The sequence below is a fragment of the Novosphingobium kaempferiae genome (genome assembly GCF_021227995.1).
GTDB classification, from domain to species: domain Bacteria; phylum Pseudomonadota; class Alphaproteobacteria; order Sphingomonadales; family Sphingomonadaceae; genus Novosphingobium; species Novosphingobium kaempferiae.
Map to the genome: position 1 here is coordinate 4,599,895 of NZ_CP089301.1, position 25,479 is coordinate 4,625,373.

A 25,479-nucleotide genomic window follows, 5' to 3' on the forward strand; every position below is an offset into this window, starting at 1 on the left:
GCGGGGTGTTCCTTCCTCGATCCCGATCCCGGTCATCCTGTGATCGACCGGGCGGTGACGGATAGCTGGGTATGCCGCCACCGGATTGCAAACCAACCTGTGCGAGTCGGTGCGGTTCCCTGGACGGATGGCACGGAAGGACGGACCGGGGAACGGCGCGCGAATCGCCATTACTCGGACAAGAAAAAAGGCCCAGTCGTTGCCGACCGGGCCGTGGAAGTTTTGGGAGAGGATGCCTGAAAGGCACTGTCTGTATGACCCAGACTCGGGTTTTGTGCAAGTGCGAAACGGCCCTCTATCATTGCGAAAACTACAACCATCGTTGCGAAATGTTGCAGGAGACGCAGATACCTGAACAAAATGTCAGGGTTTCCGCCATGTATGATAATGAACTAGCCTTCAGGTTCGGCTTGACGCTTACGTCAGATCACAACGCCGGGGCGATGGGCTGCAATCCTTTGCCTGTTGCGCCGCGACAATTGCTTGCCGAGGTAAGCATATGACCTCAAATCGTAATATGACCGCGGCGCCGAGCCCTTTCGGACCGGCGCCGCGCGTGCATTTGTGGGGCGTATGTCAGTGCGCGAGGAGCAGCGCGGGTGCGGTCTCTTCCTTGAGGAAGAACTCGGTCACGCCTCCGAACAGGAATTCGCGCACACGGCTCTTGCCATAGGCCCCCATGACGAGGAGGTCGGTGCCGCGCACCGCGTTGGCGAGCGTCTCCTGTGTCGAATCGCGGCGTTCGTGCTCCTCCAGTTCGGCGCTGACGCCGTGGCGGGCAAGGTAGCGCAGCGCGTCGGTGGCGGGAAAGCCGCCCTCCTTCTCGACCACGCAGATCAGCTTCACCGACGAGCACTGTGCCAGCAGCGGCGCGGCGGCGCGCAGGGCGGCGGCGGCCTGCTCCCCGCCATCCCAGCCGATGGCGGCGCTGTTCACCGGGATGTGGAGCGGCGCGTCGGCCAGCGCCAGCACCGGTGCGCGGGCACGCAGGGCGAGGTCTCCGGCCAGCCCGCCCGAGCGCGAGACGACGATGAGGTCGGCCAGCCGCGCGGCGTAGGCGAAGGCGGTGACGGGGTCGTCCTCGCAGCGCACCACCTCGAACGGCACGCCTGCCCCGGCGAGGCGGGTCTCGGCGGCGGCGGCGATCTCGTCATCCGCCTCGCGCGCCTTGTCCAGCGCGCCGGAGATCACGTAGCTGCCGCCCATCGGGTCCATCGCGATGTAGCGCGAGACGGGCGTATCGACGAGCACGGTGACATGGCCGTTCTCGCGCCGCGCGATGTCCAGCGCGGTCTGGAGGCGGGCATCGCTGCCCGGCTTGCGGTCGGCGTTGACGAGTATCGAGCGCATGGTCTTTCTCCCTTTCGAGCCTGTCCAGTCTAGCCCGTGACGGTGGGGGTTCCATGACCGGGATCAAACTTGGGTCGTGAAAGCGAAACGTGCAGGCCAGCGCGGGGTTGCGGCGGGGCGGGGGGCGGCAATGCTTTGAAATTCACTCGTCATTGCGAGCGTAGCGAAGCAATCCGGCATCGTGCGCCGACCGTGGATTGCTTCGCTACGCTCGCAATGACGAAAATTGACAAGGGCATCGTGGCGCCTTGTTCCGGGGGCTTCGACAGGCTCAGCCTGAGCGGGTTTGAGAGCGAATCTTTAAATTCCGCTCTGGCTGAGCTTGTCGAAGCCCCCGAAGGCCAACAATCACCCGATCCGCAACCGCCCCGCGCGCTCGAACAGGTCGAGGATCACCGGATCGCGCTCGCGGGTGCGGATGGCGGCTTCGAAGTGGACGTGGTGGCGCGGGCGGGGGAGGACTTCGCGCAAGTGCCCGGCGGCGAGGCGGTCCTGCACCATCGTCGCGGGAAGCACCGCCGCGCCCTGGCCGCTCACGACGATCTCGATCAGCGTGCGCACGTTGTTGCAGGTGTGGAGCGCGCGCGGGACGATGCCGTGCTCTTCCAGCGTCTCGTGCGTGACGGCATGGAGCGGCGAGTGATCGGGCAGCGACCACACCGGCAGCGGACTGGCGAACCCGCCCGCTTCGGCCACCGCAGCGCCCGCCGCCCAGACCAGTTCGACCGATCCGATCGCAGCGGTGCGCATGCCGGGGCTCGCCACCGGCCCGGCCAGGAACACGATGTCGCGTGTGCCCGCCAGCAGTTGCTGGAGCAGCGGCGCGGTGAGGTCGATCTCGATTTCCATGGCGACGCCGGGGCGGTCGCGCTCGATCGCCTGGATGAACGCGGGCAGGCAACTGGCCGCCGCGATCTCGCCCGAACCGATGCGCACGGCGGCGGTGGCCCCGGCGAAGTCGCTCGCCTCCAGCAGGACCTGTTCGAGCCCATGGTAGAGCGGCTCGCTCGCCTGAACCAGCCGCCGCCCGCGCGCCGAAAGCACCATGCGCCGCCCTTCGCGCTGGAACAGGGGCACGCCAAGCTGCTCCTCGATCTCTCGCACGCGCGCCGAGATCGCGGGCTGCGTGGTGTTGAGCCGTGCCGCTGCCGCCGCGAAAGTGCCCAGCCGGTCGATCCACATCAGCGTTTCCAGATGGAATAGCGCGATCCGTTTCATCACCATTTCCTATCGGAACCGATAAAAAACAATCGCTATTCGTGATGGGAGAAGCTGTCTAGATTCCCGTCGAAACCACAAAGAGGATGGCCCTCGATGAAGAAGATCTATCCCAGCGCCGAAGCCGCGCTGGAAGGCGTGCTCAAGGACGGCCTGCTGATCGCCAGCGGCGGTTTCGGGCTTTGCGGCATCCCCGAGCGGCTGCTCGATGCGATCCGCGATTCGGGGGTGAAGGATCTCACCTTCGCCTCGAACAATGCCGGCATCGACAACGAGGGCATCGGCAAGCTGCTGCGCACCAAGCAGGTGAAGAAGATGATCTCGTCCTACGTGGGCGAGAACAAGGAGTTCGAACGCCAGTTCCTCGCCGGAGAGCTTGAGGTAGAGTTCTGCCCGCAGGGCACGCTGGCTGAGCGCATGCGCGCGGGCGGCGCGGGTATCCCCGGCTTCTACACCAGGACCGGCGTCGGCACGCAGGTGGCCGAAGGCAAGGAAGTGAAGCAGTTCCGGGGCGAGGACTACATCCTCGAAGAAGGCATCTTCGCCGACCTTTCGGTGGTGAAGGCATGGAAGGCGGACGAGACCGGCAACGTCGTGTTCCGCAAGACCGCACGCAACTTCAACGTGCCCGCCGCCACTTGCGGCAAGGTCTGCATCGTCGAAGTGGAGGAGATCGTCCCCACCGGCTCGCTGGACCCGGACGCGATCCACCTCCCCGGCGTCTTCGTCCAGCGCATCGTGCTGGGCGCGCCTTACGACAAGAAGATCGAGTTCACGACCACCCGTGAAAGGGAGAGCGCGTAATGGCCTGGAATCGCAATGAAATGGCCGCGCGCGCGGCGAAGGAGCTTCAGGACGGGTTCTACGTGAACCTCGGCATCGGCATCCCGACGCTGGTGGCGAACTACGTGCCCGAGGACATCACCGTCACTTTGCAGAGCGAGAACGGGATGCTCGGCATCGGGCCGTTCCCCTATCCGGACGAGGTGGACCCCGATCTCATCAACGCGGGCAAGCAGACGATCAGCGAACTGCCGCACTCCGCCTATTTCGACAGCGCCACCAGCTTCGGCATGATCCGCGGCGGGCACATCGACCTGACCGTGCTGGGCGCTATGGAAGTGGCCGAGAACGGCGATATCGCCAACTGGATGATCCCCGGCAAGATGATCAAGGGGATGGGCGGCGCGATGGACCTCGTCGCGGGCGTCAAGAAGATCATCGTCGTCATGGAGCACACCTCCAAGAACGGCGACCCCAAGTTCATCCCCGCCTGCACGCTGCCGCTGACGGGGACCAACGTGGTGGACATGATCGTCACCGACCTCGCGGTGTTCCAGCGCCCGGACCACGACAGCCCGTTCAGGCTGATCGAACTGGCCCCCGGCGTGACGGCCGAGGAAGTCGCCGCGAAGACGACCGCGCATTACGTGAGTTGAAAATTCCTCCCCGAGCTTGTCTCGGGGAGGGGGACCGCCGACGCAGTCGGTGGTGGAGGGGGAGAGGCCCGGCAATTCCCCCTCCGTCAGCCCTGACGGGCTGCCACCTCCCCGAGACAAGCTCGGGGAGGAACTGTCACCCTCTCGCCACCGCAGCAAGTTCGCGTTATCCCTCGCCCACTCTTCGCAGGGAAACCATCCATGACCTACACCCTCATCACCGCGAACCGGAACTATTCCAGCTGGTCGCTGCGCCCCTGGGTGCTGATGAAGGCGCTCGCCATCCCGTTCGAGGATGAGCTTGAGCTCTTCACGATGCCGGTGAACTACGACGCCTTCCGCAGCTTCTCCCCCACCGGACAGGTGCCCGCGCTGATCGACGAGGATCGCACGGTGTGGGATTCGCTGGGCATCGCGCTCTATCTGGCGGACCGCCACCCCGGTGTCTGGCCGCAGGACGAGGACGCGCGCGCCTTCGCCCAGAGCGCGGTATGCGAGATGCACGCGGGCTTCCCGGCGCTGCGCAGCGCCTGCACCATGAACGTGGGCGTGCGCGTGAAGCCACGCCCGATGAGCGGCGCGCTGGTGCGCGAGGTGCATCGCGTGCGCGAACTGTTCGAAGAAGGGCTGGACCGCTTCGGCGGCCCGTGGCTGGCGGGAAGCGCGTTCAGCGCGGTCGACGCGTTCTACGCCCCGGTCGCCTTCCGCATCCGCACTTATGGCCTTGATGTCGGCGGCGGGCAGGCGTGGGTCGATGCGATGCTCGCCCACCCGGCGATGCTCCAGTGGGAGCAGGAAGCCCTCGCCGAGACATGGCGCGAGGAAAGCCACGAGGCCGAGATCGCCGAGGCGGGCGAGATCATCGCCGACTACCGCGTGCAGGCCTGAACCAATGCGAGTGCTGCTGACAGGCTCCTCGGGCTGGCTCGGCAGGCACCTCGCGCCGTTGCTGGAGGCGAAGGGGCACACGGTCGTCGGCCTCGACGTGGCTCCGGGCGCGGCGACTTCGGTGATCGGGTCGGTCGCCGACCGCGCTTTGGTGTTCCGCACCGTGGCGGAGCACGGGATCGAGGCGATCGTCCACTCCGGCGCGCTGCACAAGCCGGATATCGTGCGCTTCCCCCGGCAGGCCTTCGTCGACGTCAACGTGACCGGGACGCTGAACCTGCTGGAGGCCGCGGTCGAGGCGGGGCATGCGCGGTTCCTGTTCACTTCCACCACTTCGCTCATGGTCCGAGACGACGTGCGCGCCGGGGCGGGGGAGGCGGGCGCGTGGTGGATGGACGAGCATTTCGGCCCGATCGCTCCGCGCAACGTCTATGGCGTGACCAAGCGCGCGGGCGAGGACATGTGCCGCCTGATCGCGCGCGAAAGCGGCATGGTGGTGGCGATCCTGCGCACCGGGCGCTTCTTTCCCGAGGACGACGACACCCATGCCATCCCCTCCGGCCCGAACCTCAAGGCCAACGAATTCCTCAACCGCCGCCTGACCGTGGGCGACGCTGCGCTGGCGCACCTCGCCGCGCTGGAGCGGGCCGAGGGATGCGAGACTTTCGTCCTCTCCGCCCCGCCGCCGTTCACCCGCGCCGATGCGGTCGAACTGGCGGTCGATGCGCCTGCGGTGATCGCGCGGTACTTCCCGGATGCCGCCGAACTCTACGCCCGCGCTGGGTGGGTGCTGCCCGAGCGGATCGAGCGGGTCTACGATCCCGCGAAGGCCGAGCGCCTGCTCGGCTGGCGCGCGCGGACAGACTTCGCCGCGATCCTCGCCGCCCTGCGCGACGGAGCGGAAATGCCCTTCGCGCATGATCCCGACTGGATTTCACCGGTCCTCGGTGACGCGACGGCGTAGTCGGGCCGGACAGCCTTGCGGCGGTCACACCGCAGCCCCATAAACCGCACGCAACTTCTGGGAGAATCTCGAATGGCCGATCTCGCCTCCATCCCGCTCACCCGCATCGACGGCAAGCCCGACACGCTGGGCGATCACGCCGGCAACGTGCTGCTGGTCGTCAACGTCGCCTCCAAGTGCGGCCTCACTCCGCAGTACGAGGGCCTCGAGGCGATCTACGAGGAGTACAAGGGCAAGGGCTTCGAGATCCTCGGCTTCCCCGCCAACGACTTCGGCGCGCAGGAGCCCGGCACGCACGAGGAGATCGTCGAGTTCTGCAAGCTGAACTACGGCGTCTCGTTCCCGCTCTTCGCCAAGGCCGACGTAACCGGCGACGCCAAGCAGCCTCTCTACGCCGCGCTGACCGAGGCGGTGCCGACCAAGCAGGGCGACGTCGAGGGCATGAAGGAGAAGTTCCGCGGCTACGGCATGACCCCGAACGACGATCCCGAAGTGCTGTGGAACTTCGAGAAGTTCCTGATCGCCCGCGACGGCTCGGTCGCCGGCCGCTTCGCGCCGGGCACCGACCCCAAGGATCCGCTGTTGACCGGCGCGATCGAGGCCGAACTGGCGAAGTAAGGCTGCGTATGCCGGGGCGGCGCGATGCCGCCCTGGATTGCTTCGCTGCGCTCGCAATGACGAAGCAGTGCGTGATAGGCCTTTCGCTCGTCATTGCGAGCGCAGCGAAGCAATCCACAGCGGCCCGCGCCGAGGTCGCCCCTCAATCCCCCACCAGCACGAACGGCGCCCATGTAGCCGGGTGCGCCGCACCCGCAACGTCGCCGCTTTCCAGCACTTCGAGCTGCGCGCGCCGCAGCGCTTCGGCGCGGGAGAGGCCCTTGCGTGCGCCTTCCAGCGTGCGCAGGGTCAGTCGTCCGGCCACGTCGTCGCGCACCGGCCAGTGCGACAGCAGCAGCGCCCGCGATCCCGCCGATATGAAGGCGCGCGCGAGGCCCGAGTAGGTCGGCGCGTTCTCGCTGTCGCCCGCGCTGGTGTCGCAGGCGGAGAGGATCACCCAGTCCGCATCGAGCCGCAGCTGCGCCACTTCCGAAGCGGTCAGCAGCCCGTCGTCGAGCGGCGTCGCCACGCGCGGCGGGGTCATGACGAGGCCCGGCTCCACCACCCCGCGCAGCGCCCCGCCGACGAGGCCGTGCGTGGCGAAGGCGATCACCCGCGCCTGCTCCAGCGGGGCGGCCTTCACCGCAGTCTCGGTCGCGTCCGCGCCGATCAGGAGCTGGCTGCCGCCGTCGAAGCGGCTCGCCATGGTGCGCAGTTCCAGCGCCGCATCGGGCAGGCTGCCGAGTTCGGCCAGCGCCTTGACGCCTACGTCGCCCGCCTTCACGCGCGGGGCGGAGCGCATCGCCAGCAGCGTCGGCGGCCCGAGCACCGGCGCGCCGATGCCCGCGAAGGTCAGCTTGCGGCCCGCCACGGCGGGGCGGCTGGGTAGCGGCTCGGCGCTTATCATCACGCTCGTCGCCAGATCGCGCGCCAGCCAGCGGGTGCGGCGCAGCGCCTGCGGATCGGTGTCCGCCCCCTCCGGCGTGCGGGTGACGAGCGCGGCGAAGGGGACCGTCGAAAGGCTGCCGGGGGCGAGGATTTCCAGCTCGCGCACCGAACGCAGCGCCTTGCGCACGGGGTCGGGGAAGATCAGGCGGAACAGCTCGAACGCGGCCTGCCGGTCGAACCCGGCGGCGTCCTCGTCGAGCAGCCCGTTCTCCACCGAGGCGCGCAGGCGCTGCTGCAACTGCATCAGGTGCCGCCCGGACACCCCCGCCTCGCCCGAGACCACGCCGTCATGGGTGACGAGCTGCGTCACCAGCCCGGTCTCGTCGCTGCCGATCAGCAGGAGACCCTGCCCGCGCCTGAGCCGCGCCTGCGCATCGGCAAGGCGGGCAGGCTCGACGGCGGTGATCGCGCGGTATCCCGGCACCAGCGCCGCCAGCCGTGCATCGGCCTCGCGCAGCTGTGCGTCGCTCGCCGCGACTTCGGCCTGAAGGCTGCGCGTCGCCGCCTGATCCCCGGCGACCAGCGCGCGGTCGAGCCGCTTGTGCAACTGCCGCCCCTGCGCGGCGAGCGCGAGGTAGCTGCGGATCGCCTCGCGCGCCTCCGGTCCGTATTCGTCCTGCAAGGCCGCGAGCGACGAGAACGCGCCCTGCAGGTCGCCGAGGTTGGCCATCTGCAGCGCGTCGAAGGCGCGGTCCTGCGCCGGGCCGCGACTGGCGATGCGGGCAAGCTGCATGAACGCCGCACGCGATTCCGCCGCGATCGAGAGCACGTCGCCGCGCGCGGTCGCCCGGTCGAGCAGGCGGGTGCGCAGCGGGGCGAGCGCTTCGCCGAGGTCGCTCACCGCCTGCGCATTGCTGCCGCGGATCGCCTCGATCCGGGCGGCCAGCAGCTCGGCGGAGATGCGCTGGCGGGCGGTGGGACCGACCTTGAGGTTGGCGCGCACATGGGCGAGCAGTGGCGCGGCCTCCGCATCGCGGTCGGCGTCGAACAGTGCGGAGGCGAGGTTGTTCTCGGCCGCCAGCACGATCGGGTCTTCGGGCGAGGCGGAATAGCGGCGCGCCGTCGCCAGCGCCTTCTCGCGCAGGGCAAGGCCGCGCGCCTCGTCCCCCTCCCACTGCGCCACGCGCGCCTGCTGGCCGATCATGGTGGAGAGGCCGTTGGCCTGGATGCGGTCGGGGTTGGCCTCGAAGATCTCGACCGCGCGGTCGTAGAGCGGCCCGGCTTCCGCCCGCATCCCCGAGTTGTCGAGCGCGTAGGCGAGCGCGTGGAGCGACATCGCGATCTTGGGATCGCCCGCAGGCAGCATCGCTCGGCGCTTTTCCAGCGTGGCGCGCAGGATCGGGATCGCCTGCGAATACTGCCCCGCTTCCGACAGGATCGCGCCGAGCTGCTGGGTGGCCTGCACGCGCAGGCGGTGGTTCTCGGGCAACCGCTCCTCCGCCCACGCGGCGATGTCCCGCGCGGTGACGACGGCGGTCTCGGCATCGGAAACGTTGAGCTGGAGCGCCGAGAGGCTGACGCCGTAGACCACCACGCTGTCGAGGTTCTCGCCCGTCGCCGTCGCGTGGGCGCGCGCGATCGACAGCGCCTCGGCGATGCGCGGCAGCGCGGTGGCCTGCGCGCCGCGCTGGTAGTCGAGCAGGGCGAGGCCGTAGAGCGCATCGGCATATTCCGGGCTCTGCCTGCCCGCGACCCGGTCGGCGAGGTCGAGCGCGCGCTGGGTATAGTCCTGCGCCTCGTCGAGCTTGCCCAGCGCGCCGAGTTCGGAGCCGATCTGGAGCAGCAGGCTGGCGCGCTCCGCCGTGACCGGGGCCTTGCGTGCCGCAAGCCCGGCATCGACCTGCCGGAACAGCGCCAGTGCCTCCTCGGTGCGGTCGAGCGAGGACAGCGCGCGGGCGCGCACCGCCTGCGCGTAGAGCAGGTCCACCGGGTCGCTGCGGCCTGTGCGCGCGGCGCGGGCGAGCACGTCCTCGACGTGGCGCAGCGCCGTTTCCGGGTCTCCGGTAGTGTCGTAGCCGCGCAATTCGCGCAGTTCGTCGGTAGCGGCAGGCATGGGAGCAGCAGTCAGGGCAACGGCGGGCAGGGGCGTCGCCGCCCGGCTTCCCGCAACGGGCGTGGCCATGGCCACCGTCGTCGCCAGCAATATCGCGCAGAGCGCCTTGCGCATGCCTGTCCCTATACTCGCGTCAGGTGACGGAAATGGCGCACCTTTCCCCTGCGATGCAATGAACAAGTGCTGTCATGGACCCGTTCCGGACCTTACTCGGACCCGGTGGCGACGGGGCGGGCGGGATCGGCGATCCATTCGCTCCACGATCCGGGGTAGAGCCGCCCGGCGGGGAGCCCCGCGACTGCCATGGCGAGCGCGTTGTGGCAGGCGGTGACGCCCGATCCGCACTGGAGGATCGCCGGTTCGTCGCCCAGCACGGCGGTAAAGGCTTCGGCCAGTTCATCGGCAGGGCGGAAGCGGCCGTCAGGGCCCAGGTTGTCGCGGAAGAAGTGGTTGCGCGCACCGGGGATGTGCCCCGCCACCGGGTCGAGCGGATTGGGATTGCCCGCGAAGCGCGAGGGATCGCGCGCGTCGAGCACGCGGGCATCCTGCGTCTCGATGTTGGCGAGCACGTCGGCGGCGTTGACGGGCGTGGGCACCAGCGGTTCGCCCGGCTCGAAATCGCCTGAGGCGGACGGCTGCGGAGAGCCGGTCTCCAGCGGCAGCCCGGCGTCCATCCATGCAGGCTTGCCACCGTCGAGCACCGCGACCGGCGCATGGCCCAGCCAGCGCAGCAGCCACCACAGCCGCGCCGCCCACGCACCGCCGTTGCTGTCGTAGGCGACGACCTGCTGCTGCTTGCGCAACCCCTGCGAGCGCAGCCAGGCGACCAGCGCCACCCGCGCGGGCAGGGGATGGCGGCCGTTTTCGCCGTCGGGCGGGGAGGCGAGATCCTCGTCGAGATGGGCGTAGCGTGCGCCGGGAATATGGCCCTTCGCGTAGATTTCCGCGCCCTTGTCAGGTGCGCCGAGTTCGAACTCGCAGTCGAAGACGAGCACGTCGGAACCCGACGCGAGCATGTCCTTGAGCGCGTCGACCGCGATCAACGTTTCGTAGGCCATCGATTTTCCCTGCCCCCCGGCAAAGTATATGTGATTTGGTGAACATATAAGAGGATAGGCCCTGCGGCCGGGGGAGTCGATGATTTAGGTCGATCTGACGGTGCTTTTCATCGATGCTGCCCACTCTCCGAATACGTGGATGCGCTCCCACAGCAGCGCGCGGGTGCCCGCCATGTTGTGGACGTGGCCCATGCGCGGGCAGACGAACACATCGATGCTGGGGGAGGAGGCATAGGCGCGGGGCTCCGCACGCGGGTCTGGCACGAGGTCGCGTTCGCCCATCGCGGCAAGGACGGGGACGGTGATCGCGGCGGCTTCCGGGGCGACGACGCCGGGCGTGAGCGTGGAACGCGCGGCTCGCTGCGGGGTACGCCGGGCATACCATGGCGGCGAAGGCGCGTCCGGCTCGCCGCCCTGCGCGATGCCTTCGTAGTGGGAGAGATCCTGCTCCACCACGTCGGCGGGTACGTCGTCGTAGTGGAAGCCCCAGGCGATCGCCTCCCAAGCGGCCTGCGCCGCCGCGCCGCCCGCTTCGGCGAGGAGCGCGGCGTTGAGCGGTTCGGCGCAGTCCTCCAGCCGGGCGTCGCGCGGATACCAGGCGACGGTGACGGGAGCGCCGCCCGGCGGCGTGGTGGGGTGCGAATGGATCGCGCTGAAGCCGAGCACCGCGATCCCGTCGAAGCTGCGCCGGTGCGCCTGCTGGTGGATCAGCAGCGCTCCGCCCAGCGACTGGCCGATCCCGATCACGCAGGCGGCACTGACCGGCGGATAGTCGGGCGCCAGCACGCCGTTGGCGAGGCGTAGAACGATCTCCTCGCGCGCGGCATGGGCGGCGGCGGTGAGCGCGGCGTAGCCCAGATCCTCCGGGTCGATGCCGCCCGCTGAATCGCAGCCCAGCCAGTCGAGCGCGACGAAGATCCAGCCGCGCGCCGCGTGGAAGCTCGCCTGCGCGCCCTTGCCTGGGCCCGGCAACTCGTGCGTGTAGTAGCCGCGCGCGTAGCTGCTGCTCGGCAGGGCGAAGCACACGACGGGGCGCTCGCCCAGCGCTTGCGGGTCGGGCAGGACGACGCTGGCGCTCACCGTTGCGGCGATGCCGAGGCCCACCGCGTCGCTGACGTCGATCACCACCTCCACCTGCCGCATGCTTCTCTCTCCCTGCATTTAAGCAGGGGTTTCGCGCGGATTGACCGTCCTGCGCAATCCCATATCCTCCCCGCACGCGACCGATCGTCCACGGGATCGGCGGGAGAGAGACACATGCCTGCTGCGGGATTCAGCCTGTCCGAGCTGCTGGGAGACTTGCGCCTGTCGGGGCGGACCTGGTGCTATGCCGACCTTGCGGACCGCGCGGGGTGCGCCGTGGCCGGGGGCGACGGAGTCTTCTTCCATGCGGTGATCCACGGTTCGGTGCGGCTGGCCTGCGCGGGCGGCGCGATGGCGCTGCTGGGGCCGGGCGAAGTCGCCATGGTGCTGTCGGGAGAGGCCCATGCCCTGCGCACCGACGCGAGCGCCTCCACCCGCCCGCACGATGCCCTGCGCGGTGACGGCTGCGGTGACCTGCCGCTGGTGCGCGGCTTCGGCGAGGGACGCGTGCGGGCGCGGGTGCTGAGCGGTCGCCTGCGCGCCACATGGCCGGATGGAGTCTCGCGCGCCGGGCTCCCCTCGCTGCTGCGCGTGGGGGTGGATCTGCTCCGTGCCGATGCGCTGGCACTGTCGGGCATGGGCGCGGGATCGACGGCGCTGCTCACGCGGCTGGCGGAGGCGGTGATGGTCGCGGGACTGCGTGCCGATCCGGCCTGTCGCAGCATCCTTTCGGGTGAGAAGCGCGATCCGGTGGAGGAGGCGATCCAGCTCATCTCCGCCAGCCCCGCGCAGCCGTGGACGGTCGAATCGCTCGCCCGCGCGGTGGGCATGGGGCGCTCCAACTTCGCCGCGCAGTTCTCCGGCCGGGTCGGCAAGGCGCCGATGGAACTGGTGGCGGAGCGACGCATGGACCACGCCGCGATGCTGCTGCGGCAGGGGCGCATGAAGATCGCCGAGATCGCCGAGTTGGCGGGGTACGGCTCCGAAGCTGCATTCTGCCGCCGGTTCAGCCGCCACTTCGGCGTGACGCCGAGCCAGATGCGCGAAGCCGCCCGCATCGCCCGCGCCGGTGCCGCCCCGGTGCCCTCGTTCCGCGCCCTGCTTGCGGGAGCGCGGGAACGGGCGGAGCGCAGCCGGCCGCAGGTGACAGGCGCGAAGGCGGAACGCATCGCCCCCGGTCATGTGCTGGCGGTGCGCAGCAAGCCGCACTGAGCCCGCGTCGCTGGACGATCGGTCAAGGCAGGTGGGGGCACGGGACTTCTCCGCAGCAGCCGACGGGAGGAAGCAGTCTTCAACCACGAACACGGGAGAAGACCATGGCCACTGCCGCACTCGATCGTCCGCACGCCGACACCGCCTACAAGGTGATCGACGCCGACACCCACCTCACCGAACCGCATGATATGTGGACCCGCCGCGCGCCCGCCTCGATCCGGGACCGGGTGCCGCAGGTGAAGATGCTGAACGGCCAGCGCTGCTGGGTGATCGATGGCGACAAGTCGATCGGCACCGGCGCGCATCCCAACAGCGCGATCCTGAAGGACGGCGGCAAGGTGCGGGTGCTCGACGACTTCCTGAAGCTCCAGTTCGAGGATGTCCATGTCGGCTCGTCTTCGCTGAGGGAGCGGCTGCAGGTGATGGACGAGTGCGGCATCTTCGCGCAGATCGTCTATCCCAACATCCTCGGCTTCGGCGGGCAGGCGGCGGCGAAGGTGGATGCCGATCTGCGCCTGGCCTGCGTGAAGATCTACAACGATGCCGTGGCGGAAATGCAGGCCGAATCGAACGGCCGCTTCTTCCCGATGGCGCTGCTGCCGTGGTGGGATGTCGACCTTTCCATCAGGGAGACCGAGCGCTGCGCGGCGATGGGCCTGCGCGGCATCAACATCAATTCCGACCCGCATCTGGTCGACCTCGACGGGGAGAAGATCCCCGACCTCGCCAACGAACACTGGTATCCGCTCTGGGAAGCCTGCGAGGGGCTGGAGATGCCGATCAACTTCCACATCGGCGCCTCCGAGACCTCTATCGACTGGATGGGGCAGCAGGGCTGGCCCTCGCTGACGCGCGACCTGCGGTCGGGCATCTCGGGCGCGATGCTTTTCTTCAACAACGGCAAGGTGGTGGCGAACCTCATCTATTCGGGGCTGCTCGACCGCTTCCGCAAGCTCAAGTTCGTCTCGGTGGAGAGCGGCATCGGCTGGGTGCCGTTCATGATGGAGGCGCTGGACTACCAGCTCGTCGAGATCGCCGAGGGGCGCAATTTCGAGAAGAAGCCCTCGGAGTATTTCCAGAGCAACTTCTACGCCTGTTTCTGGTTCGAGACCGGGCAGAACGCCGCCGACATGGTGCGCAAGGTGGGCGTCGACAACGTGCTGTTCGAGACCGACTTCCCGCATCCCACCGGGCTCTATCCGATCGAGAACCTCGAAGGGCGGATGGGCGACCTGACCCATGCGGAGAAGGTGAAGGTGCTGGGCGGTAATGCTGCGAAGCTGTACCGTATCGAGGTGTGAGGTATCGTCGTCCCGGGCTCGACCCGGGACCGCTGGCGGTTTTCAGGCAGGCGCTTGCGGCGGGGGCTTCGACAAGCTCAGCCTGAGCGGGATTTAAAGGTAATTTCTCAAATCCGCTCAGACTGAGCTTGTCGAAGCCACCACCGACGCTACGCCCCGGCGGATTCTGCACCTCGCCCCCGCTCTCCGCTTCTGCCTGCGGCGATTGTCGGTAAGCCTGCGCCGCAAACAGCTTCAGGAGAGAATGCATGACCTACCGTGTTGCCATCGTCACCGGCGCGGCTGCCGGGATCGGCGCGGCCTGTTCGAAGCGGCTGGCGCAGGACGGCATTGCGGTGGGCGTGCTCGATCTCGACGAGGAGCGCTGTGCCGACACGGTGCAGGCGATCAAGGACGCGGGTGGCACCGCCATCGCGCTGGGCGCGGACATCTCCAACCGCGAACAGGCCGCTGCCGCCGTGGCGAAGTGCCGCGATGCGCTGGGGCCGATCTCGATCCTGGTGAACAACGCGGGCGTGACCGACTTCACCCCGTTCGAGGAACTGACCGACGAGCGCTGGGACTTCGTCTACGCCATCAACGTGCGCGGGCCGATGGTCATGACCCAGTTGGTCATCAAGGACATGAAGGACGCGGGCTGGGGCCGCATCGTCAATATCTCCTCTTCCTCGGCGCAGACGGGGGCGATCAACATGATCTGCTATTCCTCGTCCAAGGGCGCGGTGGTGACGATGACCCGCTCGATGGCCCAGGAATTCGGACCTTACGGTATCACCGTGAACAACATCCCGCCCGGCTCGGTGATGGGCACGATCATGTCCGAGGCCAACCGCGAGCGCTTCCAGATCCCGACCGAAGTGCTGCTCCAGACCATTCCGGTTCGCCGCATGGGCGAGCCCGGCGACATCGCCAACGCCTGCGCCTGGCTGTGCCACGAGGCTTCGGGCTACGTCACCGGCCAGACCATCGGCGTCAACGGCGGGCGCGTGGTGAGCTGATTTCCGTCGTCATTGCGAGCGTATGACCCAGACAAGCAAAGGGGCCGGTCAGCTTGCGCTGCCGGCCCCCGTCCACATGGGGAAGTGGACTCTGCTATCTCTTTACGCGTCGACCTTGGTCTCTTCGTAGCGCTCGATCGCTTCCAGCACGATGCGGCGAGCGTCGGCGGCGGTGCCCCAGGTGCCGACGCGGACCCACTTTTCCTTCTCCAGGTCCTTGTAGTGGGTGAAGAAGTGCTCGACCTGCTGGTAGACGATGTCGGGCAGGTCTTCCTTCTCGTTCACGTGCGAGTAGTACGGGAAGGTCGAATTGATCGGCACGCACAGCAGCTTCTCGTCGCCGCCATGCTCGTCTTCGAGGTTCAGCACCGCGATCGGGCGAACCTTGACGACGCAGCCCGGGATGAAGGGCGAGCGGGCGACGACCAGCGCGTCGAGCGGATCGCCATCGGGCGACAGGGTGTGCGGCACGAAGCCGTAGTTCGCCGGATAGCGCATCGGCGTGTGCAGGATGCGGTCGACGAAGAGGGCGCCGGACGCCTTGTCGAATTCGTACTTCACCGGTTCGCCGCCGACGGGAACTTCGATGATGACGTTGAGGCTCTCCGGCGCATTGTCGCCAACGGGAATCATGTCGATGCGCATAATTGTCCTTCTTTAGTACGAGCGCGGCTCATCTTCGTGCCGAGGCATCACGATGCGGGGGCTTAGCGTCGCCTTTATTGCGTCGCAACAGCCATTTCGGACGAAATGTGCCCGTAAGTGGTGGAAATCGCCGTCCCGGACTGATCCGGGACGGCGAGGAACTGTCTGCGATGCTTATTTACCGCGTGCGGTCAGCAACTTGTCCAGGCCATTGGTCTTGCCCGGCGAAGTGGTTTCCAGCCAGGGGTAACGCAGGCCGCCGTGGTAATCGATCTCGATGGTCTGGTAGACGTCGCCGCGCTTGACCAGCAGGCTGATCGGCGCCTTCGACGTCTTGGCGGCGGTGATCGCGTCGCGCAGCACGTCCTTGTCGTAGGCACGTCCGCCGACCGCGACGATCTTGGTCGAGTTCACGATACCCGCATTGTAGGCCGGGCCGTCCCACAGCGTCGATACGACATCGCCGTCCTTGTTGAGCGACATGCCCAGCGAATACGTGAGGTCGAGCGTCTTGCGCTCTTCCGCGATGCCCTTGTCGTAGACGTTGGGCTGCTCCTTCCACACCAGCTTGTAGCCGCCCATCTGTACGCCGTTCAGCGGTGCGGGCTGGTTGGTGGCGTAGAGGCGCGTGCGCAGGAAGTTCGCCCAGTCGTAAGTGTAGACGCCGTTCAGCACCTTCACGACTTCGTCGAAGTCGTAGGTCACTTCGCCCCAATCGCCATCGCGCACGCCGAAGAAGGCCTTGGCGAAATCGTCGAGGCCCTTGGCGCCCTTGGTGCCCCGGCGGATGATCTGGTCCGCTTCCAGCCAGACCAGCGCGCCCTCGACGTAGTAGTCCTCGGAGCGGGTGAGCGAGGTGTAGGGCAGCGGGCGGCGGCGCATCAGCTGCGGCGCGTTCACGGTGTCCTCGACCGAGCGCCATGCGCGGCCCGGAGTGCCTTCGGCATACTTGCCCGCGGCGGTCGCGAACATCGCCATGACCATCCCGCGCGACTGCACGCCCGAGCGCGCCGCCAGCACGTAGCCCCAGAACTGCGTCTGGCCTTCGTAGACCCACAGCATCGTGTTCTGCATCGGCTGCTGGTAGTCCGGCGTCCATGCATCGGCGCCGCGGCGGAACTTGCCGTTCCAGCTATGAACGAACTCGTGCGAGATGACGTTGCGGTCCCAGTCCATGCCGTCCCAGTCGATCCACGACTTGGGCTCCTGCTGGTTCTCGCTCGACCGGTGGTGCTCCAGCCCGATGCCGCCCATGCGGTCGGTCAGGGCGAGCAGGAAGTCGTAGTGGTCGAAGTGGCGCGAACCGAACGTCGTCGTCGCCTCGGTCACGAGGTTGCGGTAGGTCTGCAGGTTCTCGGGCTTGATGGCAAGGAGCTTGGGCTCGTCGGCGACGACGTCCATGAACACGTTCTGCCCCAGATCCCAGCGCTGCGAATGAAGCCCTGCGAAGATCGGCGAATCGACGAGGCGTTCGAAATCGATCGTGTTCCACGTCACCGTGTCCCCGGTCCGCTTGAACCCGTCGAGCGCGGTGAAGACCTGCCAGCCCTTGGGGAAGGTCACGGTCGGCTTGTACTGAATGCCGCGCGTGTAATAGCCCGCCGGGTAGAGGCTCATCTTCTCCCACTGGAGGTTGAGCATCTCCTGCGTCATCGTGATGCGGCCCTCGCTCGACTGGAGCGGCGAGGTGTGGACGAATTTGGCGACGACCTGCTTCGTGCCCTCGGGCAGCGCGAGGCGGAAGGCGTTGACGGCGACAGTGTCACGCACCCAGGCGATTTCCTTCCCGTCGGCGTAGAAATGGATGTCGGCGAGCAGGCCGTAAGGCCCGGTTTCCGAGTGGTTGCCCGGCAGCCAGCCCGCCTGCAGCAGGATCAGGTCGCGCGCGCCCGCCGCCACGGGAATCGTCTGGGTGACACGGTAGACGCCGCGCGTGACGTCGCTCGCATTGATCTTCAGGTCGATCGGCCCGGCATAGGGCACGTCCTGCGCGGCGGGCATCGCCGGGGGCAGCGGCGGCGCCATCGGGGTGGAACGGGTGGCATCCTGCGCGAAGGTCGAAGTGGACAGCAGCAGGGAGGTGAGGAGGGTCGCGCCCGCGATCAAAGTCTTCATTACGCGGTTCTTTGCGCTTGTTGCCGCATTTGGCAACCATCCAATCCCCTCAAAATGGCGGGACCACTTTTCCAATAGCGCCATTCCGGCTAAGCGCGCGCGGATGAACACCACACCTCAGGCCATTCGCGGAACCCAGGACATCTTCGGCGCAGACGCGGAGGCTTTCGCGCATGTCGTCGAGACTTTCGAGCGCGTGCGCAAGCTCTACCGCTTCCGCCGCGTCGAGATGCCGGTGTTCGAGAAGACCGCCGTATTCTCGCGCTCGCTGGGCGAGACGACCGACGTTGTGTCCAAGGAAATGTACTCGTTCGAGGATCGCGGCGGCGAATCGCTGACGCTGCGGCCCGAGTTCACCGCCGGCATCGCCCGCGCCTACCTGACCGACGGCTGGAAGCAGTTCGCTCCGCTCAAGGTCGCGACGCACGGCCCGCTGTTCCGCTACGAGCGCCCGCAGAAGGGCCGCTATCGCCAGTTCCACCAGATCGACGCCGAAGTGATCGGCGCGGCCGAGCCGATGGCCGACGTGGAGCTGCTCGTCATGGCCGACCAACTGCTCAAGGAACTGGGCATCGCGGAGGGCGTGACGCTCCAACTCAACACGCTGGGCGACGGCGAGAGCCGCGAGGCCTGGCGCGCCGCGCTGGTGGAATACTTCCGCTCCCACAAGGCGGACCTGTCGGAAGATTCGCAGGACCGGCTGGAGCGCAACCCGCTGCGCATCCTCGATTCCAAGGATCCGCGCGACAAGCCCTTCACCGCCGATGCGCCCAAGATCGACGATTACCTGTCGGCCGAGGCGCGGGACTTCTTCGGCGCCGTGACCTCCGGCCTCGATGCGGCGGGCGTCGCCTGGACCCGCGCCGAGGCGCTGGTGCGCGGGCTCGACTACTACCGCCACACCGCCTTCGAATTCGTGACCGACCGCCTCGGTGCGCAGGGCACCGTGCTGGGCGGTGGCCGCTACGACGGCCTGATGGTCGCGCTCGGCGGCCCCGAGACCCCGGCGGTCGGCTGGGCGGCAGGGATCGAGCGCCTCGCCATGCTGGTCGCCGATGCCGGGCAGGCCACCGAGGCGCCGCTGACGGCGATGCTCGCGGTGGAGGACGACGCGGCGCTGGGCTTCGCGCTCAAGACGCTGACCGCGCTGCGCCATCAGGGCATCGATGCCGAGATCATCGCCACCGGAAGCCCGCGCAAGCGCTTCGACAAGGCGGTGAAGTCGAACGCCAAGGCGATCGTCTCGTTCGTGGTCAAGGACGGCGTGCCCGTCGCCAACCTGCGCGCCGGTGAAACCACCCCCGCGCGTCTGGCGGTCGAGCAGGTTCTGGTGACGATCCAGCCGTGAGCATCTCCGACGTTCGCCTTGCCCAGTTGGGCGGCCGTCTGGCCGAACTGGAGGCGCGCCTCGCTTCGGGCACGCTGGAGGGCGAGGCCTTCGTCGCAGCCAGCCGCGACTATGCCGAGCTTGAGCCGGTGGCTCGTGCCGCCGCCGAAGTCGTGTCCATGCGGGGCGAACTTGAGGCGCTCCAGACGCTGGAAGACCCCGATCCCGAGATGCGCGCCCTCGCCGCCGAGGAAGCCGCGCGCCTCAAGGCCGAACTGCCCGATGCCGAGCGCCGCCTCGCCATCGCCATGCTGCCGCGCGATGCGGCCGACGTGCGCCCGGCGATGCTGGAAATCCGCGCCGGCACCGGCGGCGACGAGGCCGCGCTGTTCGCCGCCGACCTCTATCGCATGTACGAGAAGTACGCCGCCGAGCAGGGCTGGCGGGTCGAGATGGTCAGCGCCAATGCCAGCGACGTCGGCGGCTTCAAGGAAGTCGTCGCCAACGTCACCGGGTCGGGCGTGTTCGCCAAGCTGAAGTTCGAAAGCGGCGTCCACCGCGTCCAGCGCGTGCCCGTCACCGAATCGGGCGGACGCATCCACACCTCGGCGGCGACCGTCGCGGTCCTGCCCGAGCCCAGCGAGGTCGATGTCCAGATCGAGGACAAGGATCTCAAGATCGACATCTACCGCGCGTCCGGCGCGGGCGGGCAGCACGTCAACACGACCGATTCGGCCGTGCGCATCACGCACTTGCCCTCCGGCCTCGTCGTTACCTGCCAGGACGAGCGCAGCCAGCACAAGAACAAGGCCAAGGCCATGCAGGTGCTGCGCGCGCGCCTCTACGAGAAGATGCGCGACGAGGCGCAGGGTGCCGAGGCCGAGGCGCGCAAGGCCATGGTCGGCTCCGGCGACCGGTCGGAGCGCATCCGCACCTACAACTTCCCGCAGGGCCGCGTGACCGACCACCGCATCAACCTGACCCTGCACCGCCTGCCCGAAGTGCTCGAAGGCACGGGCCTCGCCGAACTGGTCGACGCGCTGATCGCCGAGGACGAGGCGAAGCGGCTGGCGGCGATGGATGGATAAAGGGGGGATGGCTGAGAACGTAGCCGAGGCCATCCGCGACGCCGCCCTGCGGCTCGCAGAGACCAGCGACACCGCCCGCCTCGACGCCGAAGTGCTGATGGCCCACGCGCTGGGTGTCACCCGCTCGCAGTTGCTTTTGGGCCGGATGCGCGATCCGGCGCCTGCGGTCTTCGCCGCGCTGGTCGACCGCCGCGCCGCGCATGAGCCGGTGGCCTACATCATCGGCAAGGCGGAGTTCTACGGCCTTGAACTGGATGTCACTCCGGCGACGCTGATCCCCCGTGGCGATACCGAGACGCTGATCGAGGCGGCGCGCGAAGTCTTGGCGGATCGTCTGCCTGCGCGAATCCTCGATCTCGGTACCGGCACCGGCGCGTTGCTGCTGGCGGCGCTGTCGCTCTGGCCCGAGGCGGAAGGAGTGGCCATCGACCGCTCGCCCGATACGCTGGCCGTGGCGCAGGCAAACGCCGACCGCCATGCGCCCGCCGCGCGGCTGCTGGTGGCCGACTGGACACAGCCGGACTGGTCGGCCGACCTGGGTCGCTTCGACCTGATCCTGACCAACCCGCCCTATGTCGAGGACGAGGCCCCGCTCGATGCCTCGGTGCGCGCCTATGAGCCTGCGGGCGCTCTGTTTTCCGGTCCCGAGGGGCTGGATGACTATCGCATCCTCGTCCCCCAGCTTCCCGGCCTGCTGGCGCCGGGCGGCGTGGCGATGGTCGAGATCGGCTGGCGACAGGCCGAGGCGGTCGTCAAGATCGGGGTTCAGGCGGGCCTTCGTGCGCGCGTTCACCGCGATCTGGGAGGCAGGGATCGTGTCGTCGCGTTTTCGGGGACAAACGTAGAGGGGGCGTAAGTTTCCGCTTGGAATCCTCCGCTACAACCCCTAATGATTACGGCGAACCGGCCTATGGACGATGATTTCCCATACCCGGTTCGCCTCCAGCATTTGCAAGCGGTCGGTGGCGTCAACGTCGCCGACAGGGCAGATGGGGAAAATCGCGGCGGCCGGGGGGCCGGCCGTGATCATGTGACGCAGCGCAGCCTGATTGATCGGGCCGTCTTATCGGGACCGGAGCGTCCCAGGGTTTGAAGGCCCGGGGTTTTGAGGAAAGTCATCCCTTGAATAACAACAATCGTGGTAACAACCGTCGGCGCGGCCGCGGTAACAACCGCCAGCAGGGCGGTCAGCAGACCAACCGGATCGACAGCAGGGCGCGCGGCAACGCGCCGCAGCTTCTGGAAAAGTACCGGAAGATGGCGCACGACGCGCACCTCAATGGCGACCGCGTGACCGAGGAATACTACCTCCAGTTCGCCGACCATTACTTCCGCGTCATCGCCGACCAGAAGCAGCGCCAGGAAGAATCGCGCCAGCCCCAGCAGCCGCGCCGCGACGACTACCGCCAGAACGATTACGGCGACGACTACGGTTCCTACGACGATCCGTATGGCGAGGCGCCTTCGGCTCCGGTCGAGCGTGCTCCCCGGCCCGAGCGCGAACCGCGCCAGGAACGTGAGCCGCGCCAGGATCGCGAGCAGCGCAACTACGAGCAGCGTGCTCCCCAGCAGCAGCCCGAGCCGGTGGCCGAAGAGGCGGGCGAGCCCGTCATCGAAGAGACCGTCGAGGCGGAGCGCAACCTCTACGAGCCTGCGGAAAACCCCTTCGTGCGTGACAATCGCGCCTCGCGCGGCCTGAAGCAGCGCAAGCCGCGCGGCCCGCGTCGCGAAGACGGGGAAGAAGCCGAGCAGGCGCAGGCCGCTCCGGCCGAGGCTCCTGCTGCTCAGGCAGAGCCCGCAGGCTTCGACGTCGACACGCTGCCGCCCGCGATCTCGGCCAAGCCCGCCCGCAAGCGCGCGCCCAAGGCCGCTGTCGAGGACGCCGCTCCGGCTGCCGAGGCGGACGTCGCAGGCGAGGACAAGCCCCGCCGTCGCCGCACCCGCAAGGCCGCGACCGACGACGCTGCACCCGAGGCCGTCAACGGCTGATCCCTTTTTCCGGCGCGAGTGCAGGGGAACCTAACTGGTCCCTTGCGTCGCGCCGGACCGGGCTTACAAGCCCTTGGCGATGCAGTCCGACCGGCGCGCTTCGCCCTTCCTCAAAGCCCTTTTGTTGGCCGTGCCCCCGCGGCCTGCCCCGCGTGCCGTCGCGGCGATCGCCGCCGGCGCGCTGGGAGCGTGCGGTTTCCAGCCGCTCGCACTCTGGCCTCTCACCCTGATCGCAGTCGTCTGGCTGCTGGAGCTGTTGGCGCGCGCGCGGGCCGGTCGGCAGGTCTTCCTGCTCGGCTGGTGCTTCGGGCTCGGCCACTTCACGCTCGGCAACAACTGGATCGCAACCGCATTCACCTATCAGGCGCAGATGCCGCACTGGCTCGGCATGATCGCGGTCTTCCTGCTGGCGCTCTACCTCGCACTGTTCCCGGCCGCCGCTACACTTGCCGCATGGCTGGTGGCGCGGCCCGACCGTAACGAAGGGCTGCGCGGCTTCGCGGCGCTGGCATTCGCCTTCGCCGCCGCGTGGATCGTCACCGAATGGATGCGCGGCTGGCTCTTCACCGGCTTCGCGTGGAACCCGCTGGGCGTCGCGTTGCTAGGCGGCTTCGAAAGCCGGGGCCTCGCCCTGCTGGCGCCGTGGATCGGGACTTACGGCCTCTCGGGCGCGCTGGCATTCCTGGCCGCGATGCCCGGTCTGGCAGCGAGGACTGGCCGCCTTCGTGCGCTTGCGGGCATCGCGGTCGTCGCGCTGGCGGGTGGTCTCGCCTTCGCCATGCACCTGCCCGGACCACGGGCGCAGGAAGGCGCCGTCCGCTACACGTTGGTCCAGCCGGACATCCGGCAGGAATTCATCGACGACCCGCGCAATTTCGAGCGCAACTTCCAGCGCCTCGCCCGCCTTTCCCTACCGCGCGATCCGGGCGACCGGCGCGTGGTGTTCTGGCCCGAATCGGGCCTTGGCGACTTCCTGCGCGACGGGTATCCGCCGTTCCTCTATCGCATCTATACCTACGCCGGAGACCCGGTGATCGCTCGTCGCCGTCTCGGCCGGGTGGTCGGCCCCTATGGCCTGCTGATGACCGGCGCGGTCGATCTGGTCATCGAGGATGGCGACGAGAAGGCGGCGCGCAACTCCGTGACCGCCATCGACGGCAACGGTTCGATCCTTGCGGGCTATTCCAAGGCGCACCTCGTCCCTTATGGCGAGTACTTGCCGCTGCGCTGGCTGCTGGAGCCGCTTGGCGCCAGTCGCCTTGTCGCGGGGCAGCTCGATTTCGAACCGGGGCCGGGCGCGCGCACGATAGACTTCGGAGCCTACGGCAAGGCGGGCGTCCAGATCTGCTACGAGATCGTGTTCAGCGGCGAGGTGACCGATCCCGCCCATCGGCCCGACTATATCTTCAACCCCTCCAACGACGGCTGGTTCGGCGCCTGGGGCCCGCCCCAGCATCTCGCGCAGGCGCGCCTTCGTGCGATCGAGGAGGGGCTTCCGGTCCTGCGCTCGACCACCACCGGCATCAGCGCGGTCGTCGATGCCGACGGCATCGTGCGCGCCTTCGTGCCATGGCACCGCGCCGGACGGCTCGACGGACTGATCCCGCCTGCGCACGAACCCACCGCCTTCGCCCGCTTCGGCAACGTCCTGCCGCTGGCGCTTGCCGTCCTGCTGATGGCGATTGCGCTTTGCGTGGTTGCACTCGGTCGCCGTCGGGGCTAGACCGCGCACCCACATAAAGCATTCTTTATATCCCAAGGGATCACATGCGCAGCAACTACGTCTTCACGTCCGAGAGCGTTTCCGAGGGGCATCCGGACAAGGTTTCCGACCAGATTTCCGACGCCATCGTCGATCTCTTCCTGTCGAAGGATCCCGAGGCGCGCGTCGCCTGCGAAACGCTTACCACGACCCAACTCGTTGTCCTCGCCGGTGAAATCCGCTGCAAGGGCGTCTACGAGAACGGCGAGTGGGCCGAGGGCGCACTGCAGGAGATCGAGGACACCGTCCGCGCCGTCGTCAAGAAGATCGGCTATGCGCAGGACGGCTTCCACTGGGAGCAGCTCGAATTCATCAACCGTCTCCACGGCCAGTCCGCGCACATCGCGCAGGGCGTCGACGCGGCAGGCAACAAGGATGAAGGCGCGGGCGACCAGGGCATCATGTTCGGCTTCGCCTGCGACGAGACGCCGGACCTGATGCCGGCGACGCTCGACTACAGCCACAAGATCCTGCACCGCCTGGCCGAAGACCGTCACTCGGGCGCGGCACCGTTCCTCGAACCCGACGCCAAGAGCCAGGTCACGTTGCGCTTCGAGAACGGCGTGCCGGTCGCCGCGACCGCCGTCGTCGTCTCGACCCAGCACGCGCCGGGCTACGACACCGGCGACAAGGAAGCCGAACTCAAGGGCTACGTGAAGGCGGTCGTTACCGAGCTTCTTCCCGAAGGCTTCGTCACCGTCGAGACGGTGTTCCACATCAACCCGACCGGCTCGTTCGAGATCGGTGGCCCTGACGGTGACGCGGGCCTCACCGGCCGCAAGATCATCGTCGACACCTACGGCGGCGCTTCGCCCCACGGCGGCGGCGCATTCTCGGGCAAGGATCCGACGAAGGTGGACCGTTCGGCCGCCTACGTGACCCGCTACCTCGCCAAGAACGTCGTCGCGGCGGGCCTCGCCAAGCGCTGCACGATCCAGGTGTCCTACGCGATCGGCGTGTCCGCGCCGCTCTCGCTCTACGTCGACACCCATGGCACCGGCACCGTCGAGGACGCCGTTCTCGAAGCCGCGATCGCCAAGGTTTCGGCCGACAAGCTCGGTGGCCTGACCCCGCGCGGCATCCGCGTCGGCCTTGGCCTCAACAAGCCGATCTACGGCCCGACCGCTGCCTATGGTCACTTCGGTCGCCAGCCCGAGGGCGACCTGTTCCCGTGGGAGCGCACCGATCTCGTCGACGCGCTGAAGGCCGCGCTGGCCTGATCCTTCGCTGAAGACACGAAAAAGGGCCGGATCGGGACTGCCGATCCGGCCCTTTTTGTATGCGGCTCCAACATCGGTGAGGTCTCGTTCAGCGCCATCGACGAACGACAGACGCGGTTCGACCGGGGGCGGGGAGGCTCTTGCCAAGCCCTGTGCGCTCGATAGCTTCGGCCGATCGTCCCGCCGCGCTTTTCCGGGCGCGGGCGAGGGCACGTTGTTGA

The 25,479-nt window shown here is 68.1% G+C and carries 21 protein-coding genes; 14 read left to right on the forward strand and 7 right to left on the reverse strand.

Annotation, left to right across the window (positions count from 1 at the left end):
• Positions 1–576: 576 nt before the first annotated feature.
• Both LO787_RS20850 and LO787_RS20855 read right to left on the reverse strand, forming a co-directional pair.
• Entirely contained in the window at positions 577–1,350 is a 774-nt protein-coding gene (locus LO787_RS20850; RefSeq protein WP_232492895.1) for a universal stress protein, read from the reverse strand.
• 348 nt (positions 1,351–1,698) lie between these two features.
• Positions 1,699–2,568 carry a LysR family transcriptional regulator gene (locus LO787_RS20855; RefSeq protein WP_232492896.1) on the reverse strand — a complete coding sequence of 290 codons (870 nt, stop codon included), beginning with the start codon at positions 2,566–2,568 and terminating at the stop codon, positions 1,699–1,701.
• Between the two features lie 96 nt (positions 2,569–2,664).
• Between LO787_RS20855 and LO787_RS20860 the strand changes: the two genes are divergently transcribed.
• From LO787_RS20860 to LO787_RS20880, 5 genes are all read left to right on the forward strand, one after another.
• Positions 2,665–3,372, forward strand: coding sequence for a CoA transferase subunit A (locus LO787_RS20860; RefSeq protein WP_232492897.1), 708 nt, complete (start codon positions 2,665–2,667; stop codon positions 3,370–3,372).
• On the forward strand, positions 3,372–4,007 hold the full coding sequence (locus LO787_RS20865) for a CoA transferase subunit B (protein ID WP_232492898.1): 636 nt from the start codon (positions 3,372–3,374) through the stop codon (positions 4,005–4,007). The genes LO787_RS20860 and LO787_RS20865 overlap by 1 nt, the downstream gene beginning before the upstream one ends.
• A gap of 201 nt (positions 4,008–4,208) precedes the next feature.
• Positions 4,209–4,895 (forward strand): glutathione S-transferase family protein, encoded by a 687-nt coding sequence (locus tag LO787_RS20870; RefSeq protein ID WP_232492899.1) that lies wholly within the window; start codon positions 4,209–4,211, stop codon positions 4,893–4,895.
• A gap of 4 nt (positions 4,896–4,899) precedes the next feature.
• Positions 4,900–5,859, forward strand: a complete 960-nt coding sequence (locus tag LO787_RS20875) for an NAD-dependent epimerase/dehydratase family protein (protein ID WP_232492900.1) — start codon at positions 4,900–4,902, stop codon at positions 5,857–5,859.
• A gap of 72 nt (positions 5,860–5,931) precedes the next feature.
• Positions 5,932–6,477: a glutathione peroxidase gene (locus tag LO787_RS20880; protein WP_232492901.1), complete on the forward strand. Its 546-nt coding sequence runs from the start codon at positions 5,932–5,934 to the stop codon at positions 6,475–6,477.
• 142 nt (positions 6,478–6,619) lie between these two features.
• Here the strand turns inward: LO787_RS20880 and LO787_RS20885 are convergent, their stop codons facing one another.
• The 3 genes from LO787_RS20885 to LO787_RS20895 all read right to left on the reverse strand — a co-directional run bounded on the left by LO787_RS20885 (position 6,620) and on the right by LO787_RS20895 (position 11,658).
• Positions 6,620–9,571, reverse strand: coding sequence for a CHAT domain-containing protein (locus LO787_RS20885; protein ID WP_232492902.1), 2,952 nt, complete (start codon positions 9,569–9,571; stop codon positions 6,620–6,622).
• 92 nt (positions 9,572–9,663) lie between these two features.
• On the reverse strand, positions 9,664–10,515 hold the full coding sequence (locus tag LO787_RS20890; protein ID WP_232492903.1) for a sulfurtransferase: 852 nt from the start codon (positions 10,513–10,515) through the stop codon (positions 9,664–9,666).
• 84 nt (positions 10,516–10,599) lie between these two features.
• On the reverse strand, positions 10,600–11,658 hold the full coding sequence (locus LO787_RS20895; RefSeq protein WP_232492904.1) for a hypothetical protein: 1,059 nt from the start codon (positions 11,656–11,658) through the stop codon (positions 10,600–10,602).
• 114 nt (positions 11,659–11,772) lie between these two features.
• Here LO787_RS20895 and LO787_RS20900 point away from each other — a divergent pair, with 114 nt between their 5' ends.
• From LO787_RS20900 to LO787_RS20910, 3 genes are all read left to right on the forward strand, one after another.
• Positions 11,773–12,810, forward strand: a complete 1,038-nt coding sequence (locus tag LO787_RS20900) for an AraC family transcriptional regulator (RefSeq protein WP_232492905.1) — start codon at positions 11,773–11,775, stop codon at positions 12,808–12,810.
• 104 nt (positions 12,811–12,914) lie between these two features.
• Positions 12,915–14,114, forward strand: coding sequence for an amidohydrolase family protein (locus LO787_RS20905; RefSeq protein ID WP_232492906.1), 1,200 nt, complete (start codon positions 12,915–12,917; stop codon positions 14,112–14,114).
• Between the two features lie 248 nt (positions 14,115–14,362).
• Positions 14,363–15,112 (forward strand): SDR family NAD(P)-dependent oxidoreductase, encoded by a 750-nt coding sequence (locus LO787_RS20910; protein WP_232492907.1) that lies wholly within the window; start codon positions 14,363–14,365, stop codon positions 15,110–15,112.
• Between the two features lie 102 nt (positions 15,113–15,214).
• Here the strand turns inward: LO787_RS20910 and ppa are convergent, their stop codons facing one another.
• Together ppa and LO787_RS20920 are read right to left on the reverse strand one after the other, a co-directional pair.
• On the reverse strand, positions 15,215–15,757 hold the full coding sequence (gene ppa / locus LO787_RS20915) for an inorganic diphosphatase (RefSeq protein WP_232492908.1): 543 nt from the start codon (positions 15,755–15,757) through the stop codon (positions 15,215–15,217).
• Positions 15,758–15,931: 174 nt separating this feature from the next.
• Positions 15,932–17,872, reverse strand: coding sequence for a M61 family metallopeptidase (locus LO787_RS20920; protein WP_232492909.1), 1,941 nt, complete (start codon positions 17,870–17,872; stop codon positions 15,932–15,934).
• Positions 17,873–17,975: 103 nt separating this feature from the next.
• On the opposite strand from LO787_RS20920, the gene hisS reads away from it, so the two are divergent.
• The 6 genes from hisS (at position 17,976) to metK (ending at position 25,258) form a co-directional block, all read left to right on the forward strand.
• Positions 17,976–19,220: a histidine--tRNA ligase gene (hisS, locus tag LO787_RS20925; protein ID WP_232492910.1), complete on the forward strand. Its 1,245-nt coding sequence runs from the start codon at positions 17,976–17,978 to the stop codon at positions 19,218–19,220.
• Positions 19,217–20,287 (forward strand): peptide chain release factor 1, encoded by a 1,071-nt coding sequence (prfA, locus tag LO787_RS20930; RefSeq protein ID WP_232492911.1) that lies wholly within the window; start codon positions 19,217–19,219, stop codon positions 20,285–20,287. Before hisS ends, prfA begins: the two co-directional genes overlap by 4 nt.
• Before the next feature lie 7 nt (positions 20,288–20,294).
• Complete coding sequence (prmC, locus tag LO787_RS20935; protein WP_232492912.1) at positions 20,295–21,143, forward strand: peptide chain release factor N(5)-glutamine methyltransferase; 849 nt, start codon at positions 20,295–20,297, stop codon at positions 21,141–21,143.
• Positions 21,144–21,409: 266 nt separating this feature from the next.
• Positions 21,410–22,276 carry a DUF4167 domain-containing protein gene (locus LO787_RS20940; RefSeq protein WP_232492913.1) on the forward strand — a complete coding sequence of 289 codons (867 nt, stop codon included), beginning with the start codon at positions 21,410–21,412 and terminating at the stop codon, positions 22,274–22,276.
• A gap of 79 nt (positions 22,277–22,355) precedes the next feature.
• On the forward strand, positions 22,356–23,999 hold the full coding sequence (gene lnt, locus LO787_RS20945; protein WP_232492914.1) for an apolipoprotein N-acyltransferase: 1,644 nt from the start codon (positions 22,356–22,358) through the stop codon (positions 23,997–23,999).
• Positions 24,000–24,043: 44 nt separating this feature from the next.
• Entirely contained in the window at positions 24,044–25,258 is a 1,215-nt protein-coding gene (metK, locus tag LO787_RS20950) for a methionine adenosyltransferase (protein ID WP_232492915.1), read from the forward strand.
• Positions 25,259–25,479 lie beyond the last annotated feature (221 nt).

What these genes read in the sequence shown, in the direction of transcription:
- LO787_RS20920 (WP_232492909.1), bottom strand. Translation starts at nt 17,872, where the DNA reads ATGAAGACTTTGATCGCGGGCGCGACCCTCCTCACCTCCCTGCTGCTG.
- LO787_RS20855 (WP_232492896.1), bottom strand. Translation starts at nt 2,568, where the DNA reads ATGAAACGGATCGCGCTATTCCATCTGGAAACGCTGATGTGGATCGAC.
- LO787_RS20860 (WP_232492897.1), top strand. Translation starts at nt 2,665, where the DNA reads ATGAAGAAGATCTATCCCAGCGCCGAAGCCGCGCTGGAAGGCGTGCTC.
- LO787_RS20880 (WP_232492901.1), top strand. Translation starts at nt 5,932, where the DNA reads ATGGCCGATCTCGCCTCCATCCCGCTCACCCGCATCGACGGCAAGCCC.
- LO787_RS20900 (WP_232492905.1), top strand. Translation starts at nt 11,773, where the DNA reads ATGCCTGCTGCGGGATTCAGCCTGTCCGAGCTGCTGGGAGACTTGCGC.
- lnt (WP_232492914.1), top strand. Translation starts at nt 22,356, where the DNA reads ATGCAGTCCGACCGGCGCGCTTCGCCCTTCCTCAAAGCCCTTTTGTTG.
- LO787_RS20870 (WP_232492899.1), top strand. Translation starts at nt 4,209, where the DNA reads ATGACCTACACCCTCATCACCGCGAACCGGAACTATTCCAGCTGGTCG.
- ppa (WP_232492908.1), bottom strand. Translation starts at nt 15,757, where the DNA reads ATGCGCATCGACATGATTCCCGTTGGCGACAATGCGCCGGAGAGCCTC.
- LO787_RS20905 (WP_232492906.1), top strand. Translation starts at nt 12,915, where the DNA reads ATGGCCACTGCCGCACTCGATCGTCCGCACGCCGACACCGCCTACAAG.
- LO787_RS20910 (WP_232492907.1), top strand. Translation starts at nt 14,363, where the DNA reads ATGACCTACCGTGTTGCCATCGTCACCGGCGCGGCTGCCGGGATCGGC.
- hisS (WP_232492910.1), top strand. Translation starts at nt 17,976, where the DNA reads ATGAACACCACACCTCAGGCCATTCGCGGAACCCAGGACATCTTCGGC.
- prmC (WP_232492912.1), top strand. Translation starts at nt 20,295, where the DNA reads ATGGCTGAGAACGTAGCCGAGGCCATCCGCGACGCCGCCCTGCGGCTC.
- LO787_RS20885 (WP_232492902.1), bottom strand. Translation starts at nt 9,571, where the DNA reads ATGCGCAAGGCGCTCTGCGCGATATTGCTGGCGACGACGGTGGCCATG.
- LO787_RS20875 (WP_232492900.1), top strand. Translation starts at nt 4,900, where the DNA reads ATGCGAGTGCTGCTGACAGGCTCCTCGGGCTGGCTCGGCAGGCACCTC.
- LO787_RS20865 (WP_232492898.1), top strand. Translation starts at nt 3,372, where the DNA reads ATGGCCTGGAATCGCAATGAAATGGCCGCGCGCGCGGCGAAGGAGCTT.
- LO787_RS20895 (WP_232492904.1), bottom strand. Translation starts at nt 11,658, where the DNA reads ATGCGGCAGGTGGAGGTGGTGATCGACGTCAGCGACGCGGTGGGCCTC.
- LO787_RS20850 (WP_232492895.1), bottom strand. Translation starts at nt 1,350, where the DNA reads ATGCGCTCGATACTCGTCAACGCCGACCGCAAGCCGGGCAGCGATGCC.
- metK (WP_232492915.1), top strand. Translation starts at nt 24,044, where the DNA reads ATGCGCAGCAACTACGTCTTCACGTCCGAGAGCGTTTCCGAGGGGCAT.
- LO787_RS20890 (WP_232492903.1), bottom strand. Translation starts at nt 10,515, where the DNA reads ATGGCCTACGAAACGTTGATCGCGGTCGACGCGCTCAAGGACATGCTC.